Genomic DNA, 17,919 nt, shown 5'->3' on the forward strand with positions numbered 1-17,919 from the left:
GTCAGGCGGCGGCGTCCGCCTTCAGCATGTCGGCGCACTTCTCACCGATCATCATGGTGGTGATGCACGGGTTGACGGTGATGATGTCCGGCATCGCCGAGCCGTCGGCCACCCGCAGGCCCTGGACGCCCTTGACCCGGAGGCGGGAGTCCAGGGGCGCCATGACGTCCCCGTCGGCGCCCATCCGCACCGTGCAGGAGGGGTGGTAGACGGTGTTGTGGGTCTTGGCGATGTAGTCGAAGAGCTCGTCGTCGGTGCGGACGTCCGGTCCTGGGGCCAGCTCGGCGCCCTTCCAGCCGGCCAGCGCCGGCTGCTCGGCGATCCGCCGGGCCAGCTTGAGGCCCTCCGTCATCACCCGGCGGTCGTGCTCGTGGGAGAAGTAGCGCGGGTCGACCATCGGCTTGTCCCGGAAGTCCCGGGTGCGCAGCCGTACCGTCCCCCTGGACTTCGCCTGGGTGACGTTCGGGGTCAGGCAGAAGGCGTTCTCGGTGGTCGGGTAGCCGTGCCGGGCGGTGTTCAGGTCGAAGGGCACCGAGCCGTAGTGGAACATCAGGTCGGGCCGGTCGAGCCCGGGCTCGGTGTCGTAGAAGATGCCGGCCTCCCACCACTGGGTGGAGGTCTCCACCATGGGCCGCGCGGCCTCCCACATGATGACGCCCTCCGGGTGGTCCTGGAGGTTCTCGCCGACGCCGGGGGAGTCCAGGAGGACGTCCACGCCGACCGAGCGGAGGTGCTCGGCCGGGCCGATCCCGGAGAGCATCAGCAGCTTCGGGGTGTCGATGGAGCCGCAGGAGACGACCACCTCGCGGCGGGCCCGGACGGTCCGGGTGTGCAGCAGGTCCGCGTCCAGGTACTGGGCGCCGGTGCAGCGGGTGCCGTCGAAGGTGAGCTTCCTGGCCCGGACGCCGGTGCGTATCTCCAGGTTGGGCCGCCTGCCGATGATCGGGTGGAGGTAGGCCACGGAGGAGGACTGCCGGACGTTGTCCTCGTCCGAGTTGATCTGGAAGAAGTTGGCGCCGCGGAGCACCGGCCGGTCCGCGTTGAACGGCACGGTGGGGATGCCGGCCTGGGCGCAGGCCTCCAGCAGCGCCACCCCGCACGGGTCGTTCGGCTTGATCTGGCGGATCTTCACCGGGCCGCTGCGGCCGTGGTGGTCGCCCGGGCTGTCGTTGGTCTCCAGCCGCTGGTAGAGCGGGTAGACCTCGTCGGCGGTCCAGCCGCGCAGCCCGTGCTCGGCGGTCCAGTGGGCGAAGTCCTCGCGCGGGGCCCAGAAGGCGATGCAGGAGTTGTGGGAGGAGCAGCCGCCGAGCACCTTGGCCCGGGCGTGCCGCATGAAGCTGTTGCCGCTGGCCTGCGGCTCGACCGGGTAGTCCCAGTCGTAGCCGGACTCCAGCAGGGCCATCCAGCGGTCCAGCCGGAGGACGGCGTCGTCGCCGACGTCGGAGGGGCCCGCCTCCAGCAGGCAGACCCGGACGCCGGGGTCCTCGCTCAGCCGGGCCGCGACCACGTTCCCCGCGGTGCCGCCGCCGACCACCACGTAGTCGAACTCCTCCTGGTGGGACGGGTTGTGCTCTTCGGTCATGGAAGCCAGCTCTCTCTCGCTCGCGGGTCGGTCGGTCAGTGGGTGGTGGACACGGGGTCGGAGGTCCCGTCCGCCGGCCGGGGCTCCGCGGCGTGCTCGGCGCGGACGCCCGTCCGGTGCCGCTGGACGAACCAGTAGTACGCGAACCCGCCCAGAGCGACGACGCCCACGAAGAGCACAGCTCCCCACTGCAGGTACCAGTGGTGCGGCGGGGTGGAGTTGTAGACGGAGTTCCGCGGCCAGGCCAGGTTGACGATCATCCCCGCGCCCCAGAGCACCGCCAGGATGTTGATCGGCAGACCGAGCCTCCCCAGGGTGAACCGGCCGGGCGCCGGATGCCAGGTCCCGCGCAGCCGGGAGACCAGCATCGGCAGGGTCACCAGCAGGTAGGCCAGGTAGATCATGATGATGGCGACGCTGGTCACCAGTGAGAAGATCTGCGGCGTACGGATGTTGACGACCAGTACCAGGACGGCCAGTGCGCCGATCACGACGGCCGGCAGCACCGGCGTCCTGAACCGCGGGCTGACCCGGGCCATCAGGCCGGAGGCCGGCAGGTTGTTGTCCCGGGACATCGCGAAGGCCAGCCGGATCGCCGCGGTGTGGACGGCCAGCTCGCAGACGGTGACCGCGATCAGCACGCACCACAGCATGGCCTTGCCGACCGTCGAGCCCAGCACGTCGATGACCACGTACTGCAGTCCGTCGGTGGAGAGCCCCCCGCCGGTCAGGCTGTGCACGGCCATCAGGGCCAGCAGCAGCACCAGCCCGCCGAGGACGAACGAGGCCAGCAGCGCCCGCATGATCGCCCGGGGCGCGTTCCGCGAGGGGTCCAGGGACTCCTCGCCGAGCGAGGCCGCAGTGTCGAAGCCGTACATGACGTACGCCGAGGCCAGCGAGGCGACCAGGAAGGCGCCGAGGTAGCCGGCCGGGTGCCCGGCGCCGTGCTGCTGGGTGTCGGTCAGCACGGCGGCGGGGGAGCGGACGATGTGCACCGCGAAGAGGACGATCAGCACCACGGTGGCGACCAGTTCGAGGAAGACGCCCGCGGTGTTGATGGTCGCCATCAGCTTCACGCCGAAGGCGTTGACCAGGGTGGTGAAGACGATCAGGATCCCGCCGAGGAGCACGGCGTTCTCGGCGGCGTCGTACCTGCCTGTTCCGTCGCCGACGATCTGGAAGACCTGGGAGATCTGCGGCAGCGTCTCCTGGTAGGAGAGGGCGACGGCGGCCAGCGAGACGATCGAGGCGGTCAGCATCATCCAGCCGGCCAGCCAGCCGACGTGCGGATTGCCGATCCGCTTCGCCCAGTTGTAGATCGAACCGGCGACCGGGTAGCGGGCGGCCAGCTCTGCGAAGCAGAGCGCCACCATCAGCTGCCCGACGAAGACCAGCGGCCAGGACCACCAGTACGCGGGCCCGCCGTGGGCGAACCCGAAGTAGAACATCTGGAAGGTGCCGGTGAGGATCGAGATGTAGGAGACGCCGGCGGCGAAGGTGTGGAAGTCGCCGAGGGTGCGCTTGAGTTCGGGCTTGTAGCCGAACTCGGACAGTTCCGCGTCGTCGGTGGGGCTCTTGGGCATGGGCCGGCTCTCGGTCGGGGGGGGGGCAACGGGGCGGGGGCAGTGGCGGGGCAGCGGGCGGGCGGCGCGCGCGGCTCAGACGCGCGCCGGCCGGGGGTCCGTCAGGAGAACCAGCCCTGCGGGCGCGGGTCCGTGTTGCGCCAGATGTGCTTGGTCTCGCGGTACTCGGCGAGGCCCGCCGGACCCAGCTCGCGGCCGAAGCCGGACTGCTTGTAACCGCCCCACTCGGCCTGCGGCACGTACGGGTGGTAGTCGTTGATCCAGACCGTGCCCAGGCGGAGCGCGCCGGCGACCCGCCGGGCCCGCGCCTGGTCGCCGGTGAAGACCGCGCCGGCCAGACCGTAGATGGTGCGGTTGGCGAGGGCGACCGCCTCCTCCTCGGTGCTGAACCGCTCGACGGTCAGCACCGGGCCGAAGGACTCCTCCTGAACCACCGTCATGTCGGCGTTGCACTCGTCCAGGACGGTCGGCAGGTAGTAGAAGCCGGACGCGTACGCGTCGCCCTGCGGCCGGGCGCCGCCGCAGCGCAGCACCGCGCCCTCCGCCAGGCCGGCCTTGACGTAGGCCTCCACCTTGGACCGGTGCTGGGCCGAGATCAGCGGCCCGGCCTGCGCCTTCTCGTCGAACGGGCCGCCCAGCCGGATCTGCCGGGCCCGGCGGACGATCTCGTCGACCAGCCGGTCGTGCAACCCGTCCTGGACGATCAGCCGCGCGCCGGCCGAGCAGACCTGCCCGGAATGCAGGAAGACCGCGGTGAGCGCCATGTCCACCGCGGTCTCGAAGTCGGCGTCGGAGAAGACGATGTTCGGGTTCTTGCCGCCGAGCTCCAGCGCGACCTTCTTCACGGTCGCGGCCGCCTCGGCCATGATCCCCCGGCCGGTCTGCAGCCCGCCGGTGAAGGAGACCAGGTCCACGTCGGGATGGCCGGCCAGGGGGGCGCCGGCCTCCGGCCCGGTGCCCAGCACCAGGTTGGCGGTGCCGGGCGGGAGGCCCGCCTCCTGGAGGGTGCGCATCAGGCGGATGGCGGTGTGCGGGGTCAGCTCGCTGGGCTTGAGGACGAAGGTGTTGCCGGCGGCCAGCGCCGGGGCGACCTTCCAGGCGGTCTGGAGGAGGGGGTAGTTCCAGGGCGTGATCAGCCCGCAGACGCCGACCGGCTCGTGGACGACCGTGCTGTCGGTGGCCGGGTTCCCGGTGTCCACCACCCGGCCGGACTCGGCGGCGGCCGCCTTGCCGAAGTAGCGGAAGCAGTTGGCGATGTCGTCCATGTCGTACCCGGACTCCACCAGCCGCTTGCCGGTGTCGAGCGACTCGTCCCGGGCATACGACTCCTTGTCGCGCTCGATCAGCGCGGCCACCCGGAGGAGGAGGTCGCCTCGCTCGGCGGCGGGGGTCTGCGGCCACGGGCCGAGGTCGAAGGCGCGGCGGGCGGCGTGGATCGCCGCCTCGGTGTCCGCGGAGCAGCCCTCGTCCACGACGGCGACCAGGGACCCGTCCGCGGGGCAGCGGATCTCGCGGGTCCGCGCGGTGCGGGAGCGGGTCCACTCGCCGCCGATGAAGAGTTCGGGCATGCGTTGTTCCTCCAGCGTCAGGCCGCGACGTACTCGTGGCCGATAACTCGCTCCGTTGCCGCTGACAGATGCTTTACACACTTTGTGATCACTGTCACCCCCGCCGGCGGGAACCCGGCAACCCGGCCGCCCCGGGCGCGGCGGGCGAGCGAGGGGCGCGGGGTCGGGGCAGGTGGGCGGTCACCCAGGGCGGGTGGATGGTCGCCCCGTCTCCCGGGCCCGGGAGACGGGCGGGCGCGGGGCTGGGGCAAGATGAGGCAATGGACCCCCAGCTTCCCGCCGAGGACCTCAGCAGCTTCATCGCAGGACTGCCCAAGGCAGAACTGCACGTCCACCACGTCGGCTCCGCCTCCCCCGAGACGGTCGCCGCCCTCGCCGCCCGGCACGAGGGGAGCACCGACGTCCCCGCGGACCCCGCCGCCCTCGCCGAGTACTTCGCCTTCACCGACTTCGGCCACTTCATCCAGGTCTACCTCTCCGTGGTCGACCTGATCCGCGATGCCGAGGACGTCAGGACCCTCACCTACGGCGTCGCCCGCGACATGGCCGCCCAGCGGATCCGCTACGCCGAGCTCACCGTCACCCCGTACAGCTCGGTGAAGCGCGGGATCCCCGGCCGCGCCTTCATGGAGGCGATCGAGGACGCCCGCACCGCGGCCGCCCGCGACCTCGGCCTCGAACTGGTCTGGTGCTTCGACATCCCCGGCGAGGCCGGCCTGGAGTCCGCCGAGGTCACCGAGCGCCTCGCGCTCGACCTCCGCCCCGACGGCCTGGTCTCCTTCGGCCTCGGCGGCCCCGAAGTGGGTGTCCCCAGGCCGCAGTTCAAGCCGTACTTCGACCGCGCCCGGGCGGCCGGCCTGCACTCCGTCCCGCACGCCGGCGAGACGACCGGCCCGCAGACCGTCTGGGACGCCCTCAACGAGCTCGGCGCCGAGCGGATCGGCCACGGCACCTCCTGCGTCCAGGACCCGGAGCTCCTCCGCCACCTCGCCGAGCGGCGGATCCCCATCGAGGTGGCCCCGACCTCGAACGTGGCCACCCGCGCCGTCCCCAGCCTGGAGGCCCACCCGCTGAAGCAGATGGTGGACGCCGGCCTCCTGGTCACCATCAACAGCGACGACCCGCCGATGTTCTCCACCGACCTCAACACGGAGTACGCGGTCGCCGCCCGGCTGCTCGGGCTGGACGCGGCCGGCGTGGCCGAGCTGGCCAGGAACGCGGTGCGGGCGTCCTTCCGGTCCGAGGCCGGCAAGGCCGCCCTCCTGGCCGAGATCGACGGCTATCTCGCGGGGATGTGACCGCCGGTCACACCTTCCGCACAGGACTCGCGCAACCCGCGTTCCCGGGTCTTCAGAGGAAGCGCAGAGCTTCTGGTCCAGACCTGGGGCCGGGTGCCGTCCACCCCTCTCCGCCGATCGCCACCGATCGCCACCAGGGGTGACGTCGCGTCAGCCGGGGCGGCGGCCGGTCCGGCCGGCGTTTCACGGAACAGATCGTTCCGGCTCTCCCACCCCCGATCGTCGGTGGTCGACCCGACAAGTGGCCCCTTGTGGGGCATCAGGGGCGGCGCTATGTTTTCGGCTCAGTCGGTCACCACGTCTTGTGGTGACACAGCGGTCCCAAGTTGTCATGAGCACGACCGAACCGGGAGGGCCACGTTGTCCACCTCCAGAAGAGCCCCGATAACCGCGGCACTCGGCGCGGCGGTACTCGCCGTCGCCGGCCTGGCCGCCGCAGCGCCCAGCGCGAGCGCCATGACCGACCCGTCCGGGGCCTCCGCCTCCGCCGCCTCTGCCTCCGCCGCCTCCGCCGGCGTCAAGACGTCCGACGCGCACGTCAAGCGAGTCTGCGCGCAGCCCTCCGACATCCACCTGATGAGCTGTCAGGCACTGGTCCGCACCGATGTGGCGGAGCCCAACGCGCTCCGCAGCCACGGTGTCGACCGCGCCGCCGCGCCCTCCGGCTACGGCCCCAGTGACCTGCAGAGCGCCTACAACCTTCCGTCCGACGGCGGTGCCGGCCAGACGGTGGCCATCGTGGACGCCCAGGACGACCCCAACGCGGAGTCCGACCTGGCCGCCTACCGCGCGCAGTACGGTCTGCCGTCCTGCACCACGTCGAACGGCTGCTTCCAGAAGATCGACCAGAACGGCGGCACCAACTACCCCAGTGCCGACTCGGGTTGGGCCGGTGAGATCTCCCTCGACCTGGACATGGTCTCGGCCGTCGCCCCCAATGCCCACATCCTGCTGGTCGAGGCGAGCAGCGCGAACATGAGCGACCTGGGCACCGCGGTCAACCAGGCGGTCAGCCAGGGCGCCAAGTTCGTCTCCAACAGCTACGGCGGCTCTGAGGACTCCAGCGACACCTCGGCCGACAGCTCCTACTTCAACCACCCGGGCGTCGCCATCACCGTCTCCTCCGGTGACTCCGCGTACGGTGTCGAGTACCCGGCGGCGAGCCAGTACGTCACCGCTGTCGGCGGCACCAGCCTCAGCAAGGACAGCAGCAGCCGTGGCTGGAGCGAGTCCGTCTGGTCCACCAGCTCCACCGAGGGCGCGGGCTCCGGCTGCTCCGCGTACGACCCCAAGCCGAGTTGGCAGACCGACACCGGCTGCTCGAAGCGCACCGTCGCGGACGTCTCGGCGGTGGCCGACCCGGCCACCGGCGTCGCCGTCTACGACACCTATGGCGCCTCCGGCTGGAACGTCTACGGCGGCACCAGCGCCTCCTCGCCGATCATCGCCTCCGTCTACGCGGACGCCGGCGCGCCGGGTAGCGGCGACTACCCGTCGCAGTACCCGTACGCCCACACCTCCGCGCTGAACGACGTCACCAGCGGCTCCAACGGGTCCTGCTCGCCGACCTACCTGTGCACCGCAGGCGCCGGCTACGACGGCCCCACCGGCCTCGGCACCCCCAACGGCCTGACCGCCTTCACCGCGGGCTGAGCCCCCTCCCCACCCCGCGGGCAGCGCCGCAGGCGCAGTTAAGGAGCGCGGGGAACTGCGCGCCCAACCGCGAACGGCGCCGCAGACGGCATCGGTTTCTGGGTTGCAACCCGGCCTCCGTTGCCGTCCGCGGCGCCGCCGCGCGCGGGCCGCGCAGTTCCCCGCGCCCCTTAACTGCGCCTGCGGCGCTGTCTAAGGGCCCGTCGGGCGCCCGTCAGCCGCGAGCGGTGCCGCACTCGGCATCGGCCCCTGGGTTGCAGCCCGTTCTCCGTTGCCGTCCGCGGCGCCGCCGCGCGCGGGCCGCGCAGTTCCCCGCGCCCCTTTGTTGCGCCTGCGGCGCTGCGGGGCGCCCGTCAGGGGCGCGGGGAACTGCGCGCCCAGCTGTGAATGGCGCCGCAGACGGCATCGGTCCTGGGGTTGCAGCCCGTTCTCCGCTGTCGTCTGCGGCGCCGCCGCGCGCGGGCCGCGCAGTTCCTCGCGCCCCTTTGTTGCGCCTGCGGCGCTGCCTAAGGCCCGTCGGGCGCCCGTCAGGGGCGCGGGGAACTGCGCGCCCAGCCGCGAGCGGCGCCGCACTCGGCGTCGGCCCCTGGGTTGCAACCCGGCCTCCGCTGCCGCCTGCGGCGCCTACGCGCGCGCCCGCGGCGGGGGGAACTGCGCGCCTGCGAAGAGGGGGGCCAGGATGAGTTCGGCGGCGCCGCGGGGGACGGCGGTGGGGCCGTGGGGGGTGACGGTCACGGACACCGGGCCCAGGGCGCGCAGGTGGGCCTCGGCTGCCGCAGCGTAGAGGGCGGGCGCGGAGAGGACCCGGGAGCCGCCGAGGACGATGCGGTCCAGGTCGAGAAGGCGGACCAGGTTGGCCGCGCCGATACCGACCATGCGGGCGGCGCCCGCCTCGTCCGGGGCCGCGAGGGCCAGCGCCTCCAGGCAGCCGCGGTTGCCGCAGGCGCACAGGGGGCCGTCCAACTGGACGGTCTGGTGGCCGAATTCGCCCGCGTTGGTGTGCGGGCCGCGATAGAGCGCGCCGTCCAGGACGAGTCCGGCGCCGAGCCCCCGGCCGAGGTGGAGGTAGGCGAGGGACTCGTCGGGGCCGGCCGGCTCGCCGAGGGCGGCGGCGTTGGTGTCCTTGTCGACGCTGACCGGAACGGCGCCGAGCGGCCCGCCGAGGGCGGCGGCCAGCGCGTCGCGGAGGGGGAGGCCGCGCCACGCGTCCGGCCAGCCGGTGGGGTGGTGGAGCACCCCGGCGGAGTGGTCCAGGGGGCCGCGGGCGCCGACGCCCACGCCGAGGAGCCGGTCCCGGGGGACCGCGGCGGCGAGCTCCGCGACGAGCGCGGCGATCGAGGCGACGCCGGAGTCCGGACCGGCGGCGGGGTCGAAGGCCGCGGTCCGCCGTTCGGCGACCCGCCCCGCGAGGTCGACCAGTACCGCGGAGATCTCGCCGGTGTCCAGCCCGACCCCGATCGCATGCCCGGCCTCCGGGCGCAGCCGCAGCAGCGTACGCGGCTTGCCGCCCGTCGCACGCCCCGCGCCCGTCGCACGCCCCGCGCCCGTCGCACGCCCCGCGCCGGTCGCGCGCCCCGCGCCGCCGCCCGCCGCCCCCGCCCGGCCTCCGCGAGCAGCCCCTCCGCCAGCAGCCGGGCGGTGATCTTGCTGACCGCCTGCGGGGTGAGCCCGGTGGCCGCGGCCAGCTCGACCCGGCTGGCGGCGGCCGCGCGCCGGAGGAGGCCGAGGATCCGGGCGGTGTTGTGGTCCCGGAGGGCGGCGAGGTTCATGGATCACAGTGTGCCCGGAGTGTTTGCGGTTAGGCAACGCTGTTGCTTAACTGGGGGACATGGCATCCACGAGCTCCGAAGATTCCGCCGACCTGAGGGTCGGGCTGGCCGGGTACGGGCTGGCCGGCTCCGCCTTCCACGCACCGCTGGTCTCCACCACCCCCGGGCTCCGCCTGGACGGCGTGCTCACCACCAACCCCGAGCGGCGCGCCCAGCTGGCCGCCGAGCACCCCGGGGCGCGGGCCGTGGACTCCGTCGAGGCGCTCCTCGGCACCCGCCCCGACCTGGTGGTGGTCGCCAACGCCAACCGCGCCCACGTGGCCACCGCCCGCGCGGCGCTGGAGGCGGGGGTGCCGGTGGTGGTCGACAAGCCGCTGGCGGCGACCTCCGCCGAGGCGGCCGAGCTGTGCGAGCTGGCCGCGGCCCGCGGGCTTCTGCTGACGGTCTTTCAGAACCGCCGCTGGGACGCCGACTTCCGCACCGCCCAGGCCCTGGTCGAGGCCGGGCGGCTGGGTGCGGTGCACCGCTTCGAATCGCACTTCGACCGCTGGCGGCCGCAGCTCAAGGCCGGCTGGCGGGAGTCCGCCGACCCGGCCGACGCCGGCGGCGTCCTCTACGACCTCGGCAGCCACCTGGTGGACCAGGCGATCCGGCTCTTCGGCCCGGTCGTCCGGGTCTACGCCGAGGTGGACGTGCGGCGGGCGGCGGCCGGCGCGGCCGTGGACGACGACGCCTTCCTCGCCCTCACCCACGCCGGCGGCGTCCGCTCCCACCTCGGGATGAGCGCGCTCACCGCCCAGCTCGGCCCGCGGCTGCGGGTGCTCGGCGACAAGGGCGCGTATGTGAAGTACGGGCTCGACCCGCAGGAGGCCGCCCTCCGCGACGGGCGGCGGCCCGGCGGCGAGGGCTGGGGCGAGGAGCCGCCGGAGGCCTGGGGCCTTCTCGGCACCGACGCCGACGCCGAGCCGTACCGCTCGCTGCCCGGCGACTACCCCGCCTTCTACGCGGGCGTCGAGCGGGCGCTGCGGGAGGGCGGCCCAGCCCCCGTCGACCCGCTGGACGCGGTCCGGGTGCTGCGGGTGCTGGAGGCCGCGCGGCGGTCCGCTGCCGAGGGCACCGCGGTCGAGCCGGCCGGGGAGGAGGCCTGATGCCCGCGCCGACGCCTGCCCCGACCCCCGCCCCGACGCCCACCCCGACCCTCGCCGAGGTCGAGGAGCAGGAGCGGCGGCTGGTGCTGCCGGGGTTCGACAACGACGACGCCTGGCGGCTCGGCGTCCTGCTGGTGGAGCTGGCCCGGGAGCGCGGCGCCGCCGTCGCGGTCGACGTCCGGCGCAACGGGCAGCAGCTCTTCCACGCCGCCCTGCCCGGCACCTCCGCCGACAACGACGAGTGGATCAAGCGCAAGGTGCGGACCGTCGACCGCTACGGCGCCTCCAGCCTGCTGGTGCAGCTGCGCTTCGCCGCGAAGGGCGGCAGCTTCGAGGAGCGGTCCCGGCTGGATCCCGGCCGGTACGCGGCACACGGCGGGGCGTTCCCTATCACGGTGGCCGGGGTCGGCGTGGTCGGCACGGTCGCCGTCTCCGGGCTGCCGCAGCTCGCGGACCACGCGCTGGTGGTCGAGGCTCTGGAGAGGTTCCTGGCGGGCTGAACCGTGAGGGCGAAGGCCGCGACGGCGAAGGCAGCGAGGGCGAAGGCCGCGACGGCGAAGGCCGCGACGGCGAAGCCGCGGTGCCGGCGGCCCGCCGTATGACAGATGTCATGTGCGGGCGGTCATGGCGTTCACTGGCCGGCCCGTCCCGGTCCCGGCACCCTTGTACGGTGAGCTGCCTCAACGACCGCCCGCGCGACCGTTCCGAACTCAGCCCCGAGGACCGGGCCCTGCCCTTCCCGGGGCTGGTGGTCTGGCTCCGGAAGCGGCCGTTGGTGCGCTGGGCCTGGGTGTCCTTCTGGTTCCTGGGACTGCTGTCCGGGGTTCGCCCGCTATGGCAGCCCGGGCAGTCGAGAGGCACGGCCGTGCTGGTCACGGCGGGGGCCGCGGTGTTCATCGCGGCCGCTGTCTGCGCCTTCGCCTTCGTCACCTACCAGCGGCCGGTACGGCAGCGGCTGGTCCCGCTGGTCGCCGCCGGCGTGCTGGCCTTCCTCTACAACGGGTGGCTGGGCAGCGACTGGACGCCGATGTTCATCTACCTGGTGGTCGTCTCGGCGATGACGCTGCCGCTGCGGGCCGCGCTGGCCACCAACATGGCGATCGTCGCCGCCGCGTTCCTGCTGGAGGTGGCGATCGGCGAACCCGTCAAGCACTACGGATGGGTCCTGGTGAGCTCCGCCCTCAGCGGACTGCTCTGCGCGTACGCCGCCGAGCGCGGGCGGATCAAGGAGCGGCTGCAGCGCGGGGAGAAGGCCATGGCGCAGCTCGCGGTGAACGAGGAGCGGGTGCGGTTCGCCCGCGACCTCCACGACCTGCTGGGGCATTCGCTGTCGCTGCTCTCCCTCAAGGCGCAGCTGGCCGGCCGGCTGGTGCACGCCGATCCGGACGCCTGCGCCAAGCAGATCGCCGAGATGGAGGAGATCAGCCGGCAGGCGCTGGCCGAGGTCCGGGACTCGGTCACCGGCTACCGCCGGCCGACCATCGCGGTCGAACTCGCCCGCGCCCACACGACGTTGACCTCGGCCGGGATCGATCCGCTGATCGACCCCCAGGCGACGGACCGGGCGCGGGACCTCTCCTCCGGACGCGAGGCGGCGCTGGCGTGGGCGCTGCGGGAGTCGGTGACCAACGTGGTACGGCATGCCGCCGGGGCCCGGAGCTGCCGGATCCGGCTGGAGCGGGCGGGGGCGGGCGGCTTCGTGCTGACCGTCCAGGACGACGCGCCGGCCGCGGAGGCGGGGGCGCATACGGCGGGCAACGGGCTCACCGGGCTGGGCGAGCGGCTGGCGCTTGAGGGCGGCCGCCTGGAGGCCGCGCCGACCGGCTCCGGCTTCCGCGTCCGGGCGTTCGTCCCCGCGGCGGACCCGGAGGAGCCGGGGCCGACGCAAAAGATCCCGGCCGCGGCCGGCTAGCGGCGGCCCAGCGGAGATCGGCGCCTCCGGCACGAGGTACGGACGGCCTGGACGGCTCAGGAAGGCTTTCCCTGCCGAGGAGCGCAGAACGACCCGCGCCGCGGCTCAGACCCGCTCGACCAGGTCCGCGATGGAGTCGACGACCTTGGAGGGGCGGAAGGGGTAGGCGTCGATGTCCGCGTCCGAGGTGAGGCCGGTGCGGACCAGGTAGGTGGTCATCCCGGCCTCCAGGCCGGCCAGCACGTCGGTGTCCATCCGGTCGCCGATCATCGCGCTGGTCTCCGAGTGGGCGCCGATCTTGTTCAGCCCGGCCCGCATCATCAGCGGGTTCGGCTTGCCCACGAAGTACGGCTTCTTGCCGGTCGCCGCCGTGATCAGGGCCGCCGCGGAGCCGGTCGCCGGCAGCGCGCCCTCTAGGCTGGGCCCGGTCACGTCCGGGTTGGTGGCGATGAACCGGGCGCCCTTGTTGATCAGGCGGACGGCCTTGGTCATGGCCTCGAAGGAGTAGGTGCGGGTCTCGCCGAGCACCACGAAGTCCGGCACCGCGTCGGTCAGCACGTACCCGACGTCGTGCAGCGCCGTGGTCAGCCCGGCCTCGCCGATGACGTACGCGCTGCCGCTGGGCCGCTGGTCCGCCAGGAACTGGGCGGTGGCCAGCGCGGAGGTCCAGATGTTCTCCTCGGGCACCACGAGGCCCATCCGGGACAGCCGCGCGTGGAGGTCGCGCGCGGTGTAGATGGAGTTGTTGGTGAGCACCAGGAAGGGCTTGCCGGAGGCGCGCAGCTTGTTGATGAAGTCCTCGGCGCCCGGGATCGGCACCCCTTCGTGGATCAGCACGCCGTCCATGTCGGTCAGCCACGAATCGATGGGCTTCCGCTCGGTCACGACGTACTCCCCTGTCTGAGTGCTCACCCGGTACCCGGCACGGCCGATCATGCCACACGCCGCGCGGCGCGGCGGTGGTGCGTACGGCGTACGCGCGGCGGTAGGGTGGGGGCGGGGTGCGCCGGCCGAAAGCTCGGGCCGGCGGCCTGAGCGGAGCCGACCTGGAGGTGCTGACGTGCGCGAGCCGTCGTCCCACTCGGAGGACCGAGTGCGGCAGCGGTCGCGTCCACCCGTCTGGGCCAGGCCGGAACGGGCGCGTGGACGCGGGCGTGCCGCCCGTGGCCCGCAGCCCTCGCTGACCGTCGAGGCCATCGTCGAGGCGTCGATCGCCATCGCGGACGCCGAGGGCGTGGACGCGGTGTCGATGCGCCGGATCGCCGCCAGCCTGGGCGCCGGCACCATGTCGCTCTACCGCTACGTCTCCACCAAGGACGACCTCCTCGACCTGATGGCCGATCAGATCGCGGGCGACTGCGGCCCGTCGGAGCCGCCCGAGCCCGGCGCCGACTGGCGCGCGGGGCTGCGCGCGGACGCCGTCCGGACCCGCGAGGTGCTCCTCGCCCACCCCTGGGCCGGTCCGCTGCTGGCCGGCCGCCCGCCGCTGGGGCCCAAGTCGCTGCGTCGGCACGAGTACCTGCTGCGTCTGCTGGATGGCCGCGGCCTGGGGATCGACGAGATGGCGGCCACCGTCGGCATCGTCACCGGCTACGTCCGCGGCGTGCTGCTGCGCGAGCTCGCCGAGCGCGCGGTCGCCTGCCGCACCGGCCTGGACGAGGACGAGTGGCGGGCCTACGTCGGCCCGTACGTCCGCGACCTGATGGCGGACGGCGACTTCCCGCTGATGGAGCGGTTCATGGTGGAGGCCGACGACCACCCGGACCCGGACGCCTCCTTCCTCTCCGGTCTGGAGACCGTCCTGGACGGCATCGCCGTCCGGCTCAGGGACGCGGCCGGACCTCCCCGGGGCTCCGCCGACCGCTGAGCCGGGCCGGCTCCGTCGCCGCCTGCGCCTCCGCCCCTGGCCGCCGGCCCGCACCCGCCGCCCCGCCTACCCGCGCGCCGCGGCCAGCTCCGCGCTCAGCACGGCCACCAACTCGGCCGCCGGCAGCGGCCGTACCCGGTCCTGTCCGGTGCCGGCCCACAGCGCCATCGCGCCCGGGTCGCCGGCCGCCGCGGCGGCGCGCCGCAGGCCGGAGGTGAGGTGGTGGACCCGCGGGTAGCAGTCGCGCGGAGCCGTCGGCTGGTGCTCGGCGATGAAGCGGTTGGCGATGCCGCGCGCCGGGCGGCCGGAGAAGGCGGTGGTGACGGTGGTGGTCGCGGCGGGATCGCCGAGCGCCGCCTTGTGCAGCGGATGCGCTCCCGACTCCGGGGCGGCCAGGAAGGCCGTGCCGAGCTGGGCCGCGTCCGCCCCGGCGGCCAGCGCGGCGGCGACGTCCGCGCCGTCGGCCAGCCCCCCGGCCGCGAGGACGGCGGGCCGCACGCCCTCCGCGGCCACCGACTCGCCGACCTCGCCGAGCAGCCCGAGCAGCGAGGGCTCCGGCCGGCCGGCCCCGGCGGCGGTGAACGACCCGCGGTGCCCGCCCGCCTCCGGCCCCTGCACGACCAGGATGTCCGCCCCGGCGCGGACCGCCTCCAGCGCCTCCTCCGCCGAGGTCACGGTGACCGCGACCTCGCTGCCGGCGGACTGCAGCAGCACCAGGTCGTCCGGGTCGGGGCAGCCGAAGGTGAAGCCGACCACCGGGACGGCCAGTTCGGCCAGCAGGTCCAGCTTCGCCCGGTAGTGGTCGTCGTCCCAGCCGGCCGCCGCCGGCAGTTCGACGCCGTAGCGTTTCGCCTCCCCGGCGCGCTCCAGCTCCGCGCGGTATCCGGCGGCCACCCCGGCCGCGCCCGCCGGATCGGGGCCGGGGCAGAAGACGTTGATCCCGAACGGTTCGCCGGTCAGCTCGCGGGTGCGGGCGATCTGCCGGCGCACCTCCTCCGGAGTGCGGTAGCCGGCGGCCAGGAACCCGAGGCCGCCCGCACAGGACACAGCGGCGGCCAGCTCCGGGGTGGAACCCCCGCCCGCCATCGGCGCCTGCACGATCGGCTGCCGGAGCTCGGCGATCAGGGACGGCGCGGGCTCGGGGAAGTGCGCGGTCACGGGGGTGGACCTCCGTAGGCTTCGGCATCGCGTACCGGACCGACGCTACCCGCCGGCCGGGTCCGGCCTGTCAGTGGGCGCGGCTACGGTGTTCCCAGCGGATGACGGAGGAGAGGCGCGGTGTCGGAGACAGCAGTGCAGCAGGATGCCCAAGAGGCGGACGTGCTGGGAGAGTTCGAACTTCCGGAGAGCTGGCGGCGGGTGCTGGAGGCGGAGACGGAGGAGCCGTACTTCCACCGCCTGGCCGAGTACGTCGCGGCCGAGCGCGCGGCCCACCAGGTCTTCCCGCCGGCCGGCGAGGTCTTCGCGGCGCTGGCGGCGACGCCGTACGAGAAGGTGCGGGTGGTCGTCCTCGGCCAGGACCCGTACCACGACGACGGGCAGGCGCACGGCATGTGCTTCTCCGTCCGGCCGGGCACCAGGATCCCGCCCTCCCTGCGCAACATCTACAAGGAGCTGAACACCGACCTCGGCCTGCCGGTCCCGGCCACCGGGTATCTGATGCCCTGGGCCGAGCGCGGGGTGCTGCTCCTCAACACCGTCCTCACCGTGCGGGCGCACGAGGCCGCCTCGCACAAGGGCCAGGGCTGGGAGCGGTTCACCGACGCGGTGATCCGCGCCGTGAGCGCCCGCGAGACTCCGGCGGTGTTCGTCCTCTGGGGCAACCACGCGAAGAAGAAGCTGCCGCTGATCGACACCGACCGGCACGCGGTGGTGCAGGGGGCGCACCCCTCGCCGCTCTCCGCCAAGAAGTTCCTCGGCAGCCGCCCGTTCTCGCAGATCGACGAGGCCCTGGAACGCCTGGGCCAGCCGCCGATGGACTGGACGCTGTAGGCAGGGGCGCGGCGCCGCGGGCGGCGCGCTGCCCCCTGCGGGGTCAGACCCGCTCGCCCGCGCCCGCGCGGTCGCCGGAGGGCTCGCGCCGGGGCGCGGGAACGGCCGCCGCGCGGGCGCGCCGCCGCCCGCGGCGGACCCCCGAGGCCACCAGCCCGCTCACGCCGAACGCGGCCACGCAGGAGACCAGGAAGCTGAGCCAGCCGACGTCCAGCCACCGCTCGTCGACCCAGCTCAGGCCGACCATGTAGACCGCCCACACCAGCGCGCTCAGTGCGCTCCAGTGGAGGAACCGCCGCATCGGCACCGGCGAGGTGCCGACCGCGAGGTCGAGGACGGTCCGCCCGCCCGGCACGAAACGCGCCGTGATCACCGTCCGGGCCGGCTTGGTGCGGATGGTCTCCAGCACATACCCGGTCGCCTCGGCCCACTTCGGCTTGCGGGCCAGTCGCCGCTGGGCCCAGCCCGCGCCCCGGCGCGCGCACTGCAGCAGCACCAGGTCGCCGGCGAAGGAGGCCGCCGCGACCAGCAGTACCAGGGGAAGCGGGGAGTGGTGGTCCTCGGTGCTCTGCATGCCCGCGGCGATCACCACGGAGCCGCTCGGCACGAAGGGCAGGAAGCCGTCGGAGAGAACGGCGAGCACGGCGCCGAGCGCCAGCCAGGAGATTCCGGAAGGCTCAAGGAGCGCGGTCCAAGCGCTCATAGCGTTCCGTCCTTCCGGGTTCCGTCGACTCGGCTAATGATCACACCAATCGGCGGCGTCCGCCCCGTTCCGGAGGCGTGATTCTTACCTCACCCCTGGGTGTTCCCCCCGCGAATCCGCCCCTACGGTGTGCCGTTGAAGGCTTCCCCGCCCGCCGGGAGATATCAATCGGTAGGTGTCCGTGATCAGCCTGAACAGTACCTTCATCATGTTCCTGGCCGTCGTCGGCCCGCCCAAGGTGCTGCTGGCCTACGCCCAGGTGGCCGCCCGGATGACGGTGCGGGAGGCGCATCGGACGGCCGCGGCCGCCTCCGGGGTGGCCGCGGTCCTGGGCGTCGCCGAGGCGTACACCGCCCACTATGTGACGGACTTCTTCCACATCACCGACCAGTCGCTCGAACTGGCCGGCGGGGTGATCTTCTTCGTGTACGCGATGGGCCTGGTGCTGGGGCTGCACCTGGGCGGGCCGAGCGAGACCGAGTTCGAGGCCGACCACCCGGTCACCAGCGGCTTCCGCGCGCTGCTGCTGCCGTACGTGGTCAGCCCGCTGGGTGTGACCGCGATCCTGGTGGAGTCGCTGAGCCGGCACGACTGGAGCTGGCGGACCGAGGTGGCCGCCGGCTTCGTCTCGGTGGTGGCCATCGACCTGATCTGCATGGTGCTGCTGACCCGGTTGTTCAAGCGGACCCACCACACCACCCTGGAGGTGCTGTCCCGGCTGCTCGGCCTGCTGCTCGCCGCGGTCGGCGTCGAGCTCTTCCTCCAGGGGCTGAAGGAGCTCGGCGTCCACCTGCCCGTGCACTGAGCCCTGGTCCCTGCGCCCCGCGCTCTGCGCCCTGCGCAC

General features: G+C 73.7%; 14 protein-coding genes and 1 pseudogene. 8 read left to right on the forward strand and 7 right to left on the reverse strand.

What is annotated here, in order from left to right:
- Position 1: 1 nt before the first annotated feature.
- From BS73_RS24665 to BS73_RS24675, 3 genes are all read right to left on the reverse strand, one after another.
- On the reverse strand, positions 2-1,582 hold the full coding sequence (locus BS73_RS24665) for a GMC family oxidoreductase (protein WP_037576045.1): 1,581 nt from the start codon (positions 1,580-1,582) through the stop codon (positions 2-4).
- A 35-nt stretch (positions 1,583-1,617) separates the two neighbouring features.
- Positions 1,618-3,165, reverse strand: a complete 1,548-nt coding sequence (locus BS73_RS24670) for an APC family permease (protein ID WP_051940448.1) — start codon at positions 3,163-3,165, stop codon at positions 1,618-1,620.
- A 101-nt stretch (positions 3,166-3,266) separates the two neighbouring features.
- Positions 3,267-4,733, reverse strand: coding sequence for an aldehyde dehydrogenase family protein (locus BS73_RS24675; protein ID WP_037576047.1), 1,467 nt, complete (start codon positions 4,731-4,733; stop codon positions 3,267-3,269).
- A 260-nt stretch (positions 4,734-4,993) separates the two neighbouring features.
- Here BS73_RS24675 and BS73_RS24680 point away from each other — a divergent pair, with 260 nt between their 5' ends.
- Together BS73_RS24680 and BS73_RS24685 are read left to right on the forward strand one after the other, a co-directional pair.
- Positions 4,994-6,031, forward strand: coding sequence for an adenosine deaminase (locus BS73_RS24680; protein ID WP_037576049.1), 1,038 nt, complete (start codon positions 4,994-4,996; stop codon positions 6,029-6,031).
- 360 nt (positions 6,032-6,391) lie between these two features.
- Entirely contained in the window at positions 6,392-7,684 is a 1,293-nt protein-coding gene (locus BS73_RS24685) for a S53 family peptidase (RefSeq protein ID WP_037576051.1), read from the forward strand.
- A gap of 624 nt (positions 7,685-8,308) precedes the next feature.
- On the opposite strand, the pseudogene BS73_RS24690 reads toward BS73_RS24685, so the two are convergent.
- Positions 8,309-9,453, reverse strand: a pseudogene (locus BS73_RS24690) (ROK family transcriptional regulator).
- A gap of 59 nt (positions 9,454-9,512) precedes the next feature.
- On the opposite strand from BS73_RS24690, the gene BS73_RS24695 reads away from it, so the two are divergent.
- The 3 genes from BS73_RS24695 to BS73_RS24705 all read left to right on the forward strand — a co-directional run bounded on the left by BS73_RS24695 (position 9,513) and on the right by BS73_RS24705 (position 12,513).
- Positions 9,513-10,601 carry a Gfo/Idh/MocA family oxidoreductase gene (locus BS73_RS24695; protein WP_037576053.1) on the forward strand — a complete coding sequence of 363 codons (1,089 nt, stop codon included), beginning with the start codon at positions 9,513-9,515 and terminating at the stop codon, positions 10,599-10,601.
- On the forward strand, positions 10,601-11,101 hold the full coding sequence (locus BS73_RS24700; protein ID WP_037576055.1) for a heme-degrading domain-containing protein: 501 nt from the start codon (positions 10,601-10,603) through the stop codon (positions 11,099-11,101). The genes BS73_RS24695 and BS73_RS24700 overlap by 1 nt, the downstream gene beginning before the upstream one ends.
- Before the next feature lie 170 nt (positions 11,102-11,271).
- Complete coding sequence (locus BS73_RS24705; RefSeq protein ID WP_051940450.1) at positions 11,272-12,513, forward strand: sensor histidine kinase; 1,242 nt, start codon at positions 11,272-11,274, stop codon at positions 12,511-12,513.
- Positions 12,514-12,618: 105 nt separating this feature from the next.
- Here the strand turns inward: BS73_RS24705 and BS73_RS24710 are convergent, their stop codons facing one another.
- Entirely contained in the window at positions 12,619-13,398 is a 780-nt protein-coding gene (locus BS73_RS24710) for an HAD-IIA family hydrolase (protein ID WP_037576058.1), read from the reverse strand.
- A gap of 175 nt (positions 13,399-13,573) precedes the next feature.
- On the opposite strand from BS73_RS24710, the gene BS73_RS24715 reads away from it, so the two are divergent.
- Positions 13,574-14,380 (forward strand): TetR/AcrR family transcriptional regulator, encoded by an 807-nt coding sequence (locus BS73_RS24715; protein WP_161789699.1) that lies wholly within the window; start codon positions 13,574-13,576, stop codon positions 14,378-14,380.
- Between the two features lie 66 nt (positions 14,381-14,446).
- Here the strand turns inward: BS73_RS24715 and BS73_RS24720 are convergent, their stop codons facing one another.
- Positions 14,447-15,538 (reverse strand): nitronate monooxygenase, encoded by a 1,092-nt coding sequence (locus tag BS73_RS24720; RefSeq protein WP_265736876.1) that lies wholly within the window; start codon positions 15,536-15,538, stop codon positions 14,447-14,449.
- 120 nt (positions 15,539-15,658) lie between these two features.
- Between BS73_RS24720 and ung the strand changes: the two genes are divergently transcribed.
- On the forward strand, positions 15,659-16,372 hold the full coding sequence (gene ung, locus BS73_RS24725; RefSeq protein WP_235215515.1) for a uracil-DNA glycosylase: 714 nt from the start codon (positions 15,659-15,661) through the stop codon (positions 16,370-16,372).
- Positions 16,373-16,415: 43 nt separating this feature from the next.
- On the opposite strand, the gene BS73_RS24730 is transcribed toward ung, so the two are convergent.
- Positions 16,416-17,075, reverse strand: coding sequence for a DedA family protein (locus BS73_RS24730; RefSeq protein ID WP_051940454.1), 660 nt, complete (start codon positions 17,073-17,075; stop codon positions 16,416-16,418).
- Between the two features lie 175 nt (positions 17,076-17,250).
- On the opposite strand from BS73_RS24730, the gene BS73_RS24735 reads away from it, so the two are divergent.
- Positions 17,251-17,880: a MarC family protein gene (locus BS73_RS24735; RefSeq protein ID WP_037576059.1), complete on the forward strand. Its 630-nt coding sequence runs from the start codon at positions 17,251-17,253 to the stop codon at positions 17,878-17,880.
- Positions 17,881-17,919: the final 39 nt, after the last annotated feature.

The organism is Phaeacidiphilus oryzae TH49 (genome assembly GCF_000744815.1).
GTDB lineage: Bacteria > Actinomycetota > Actinomycetes > Streptomycetales > Streptomycetaceae > Phaeacidiphilus > Phaeacidiphilus oryzae.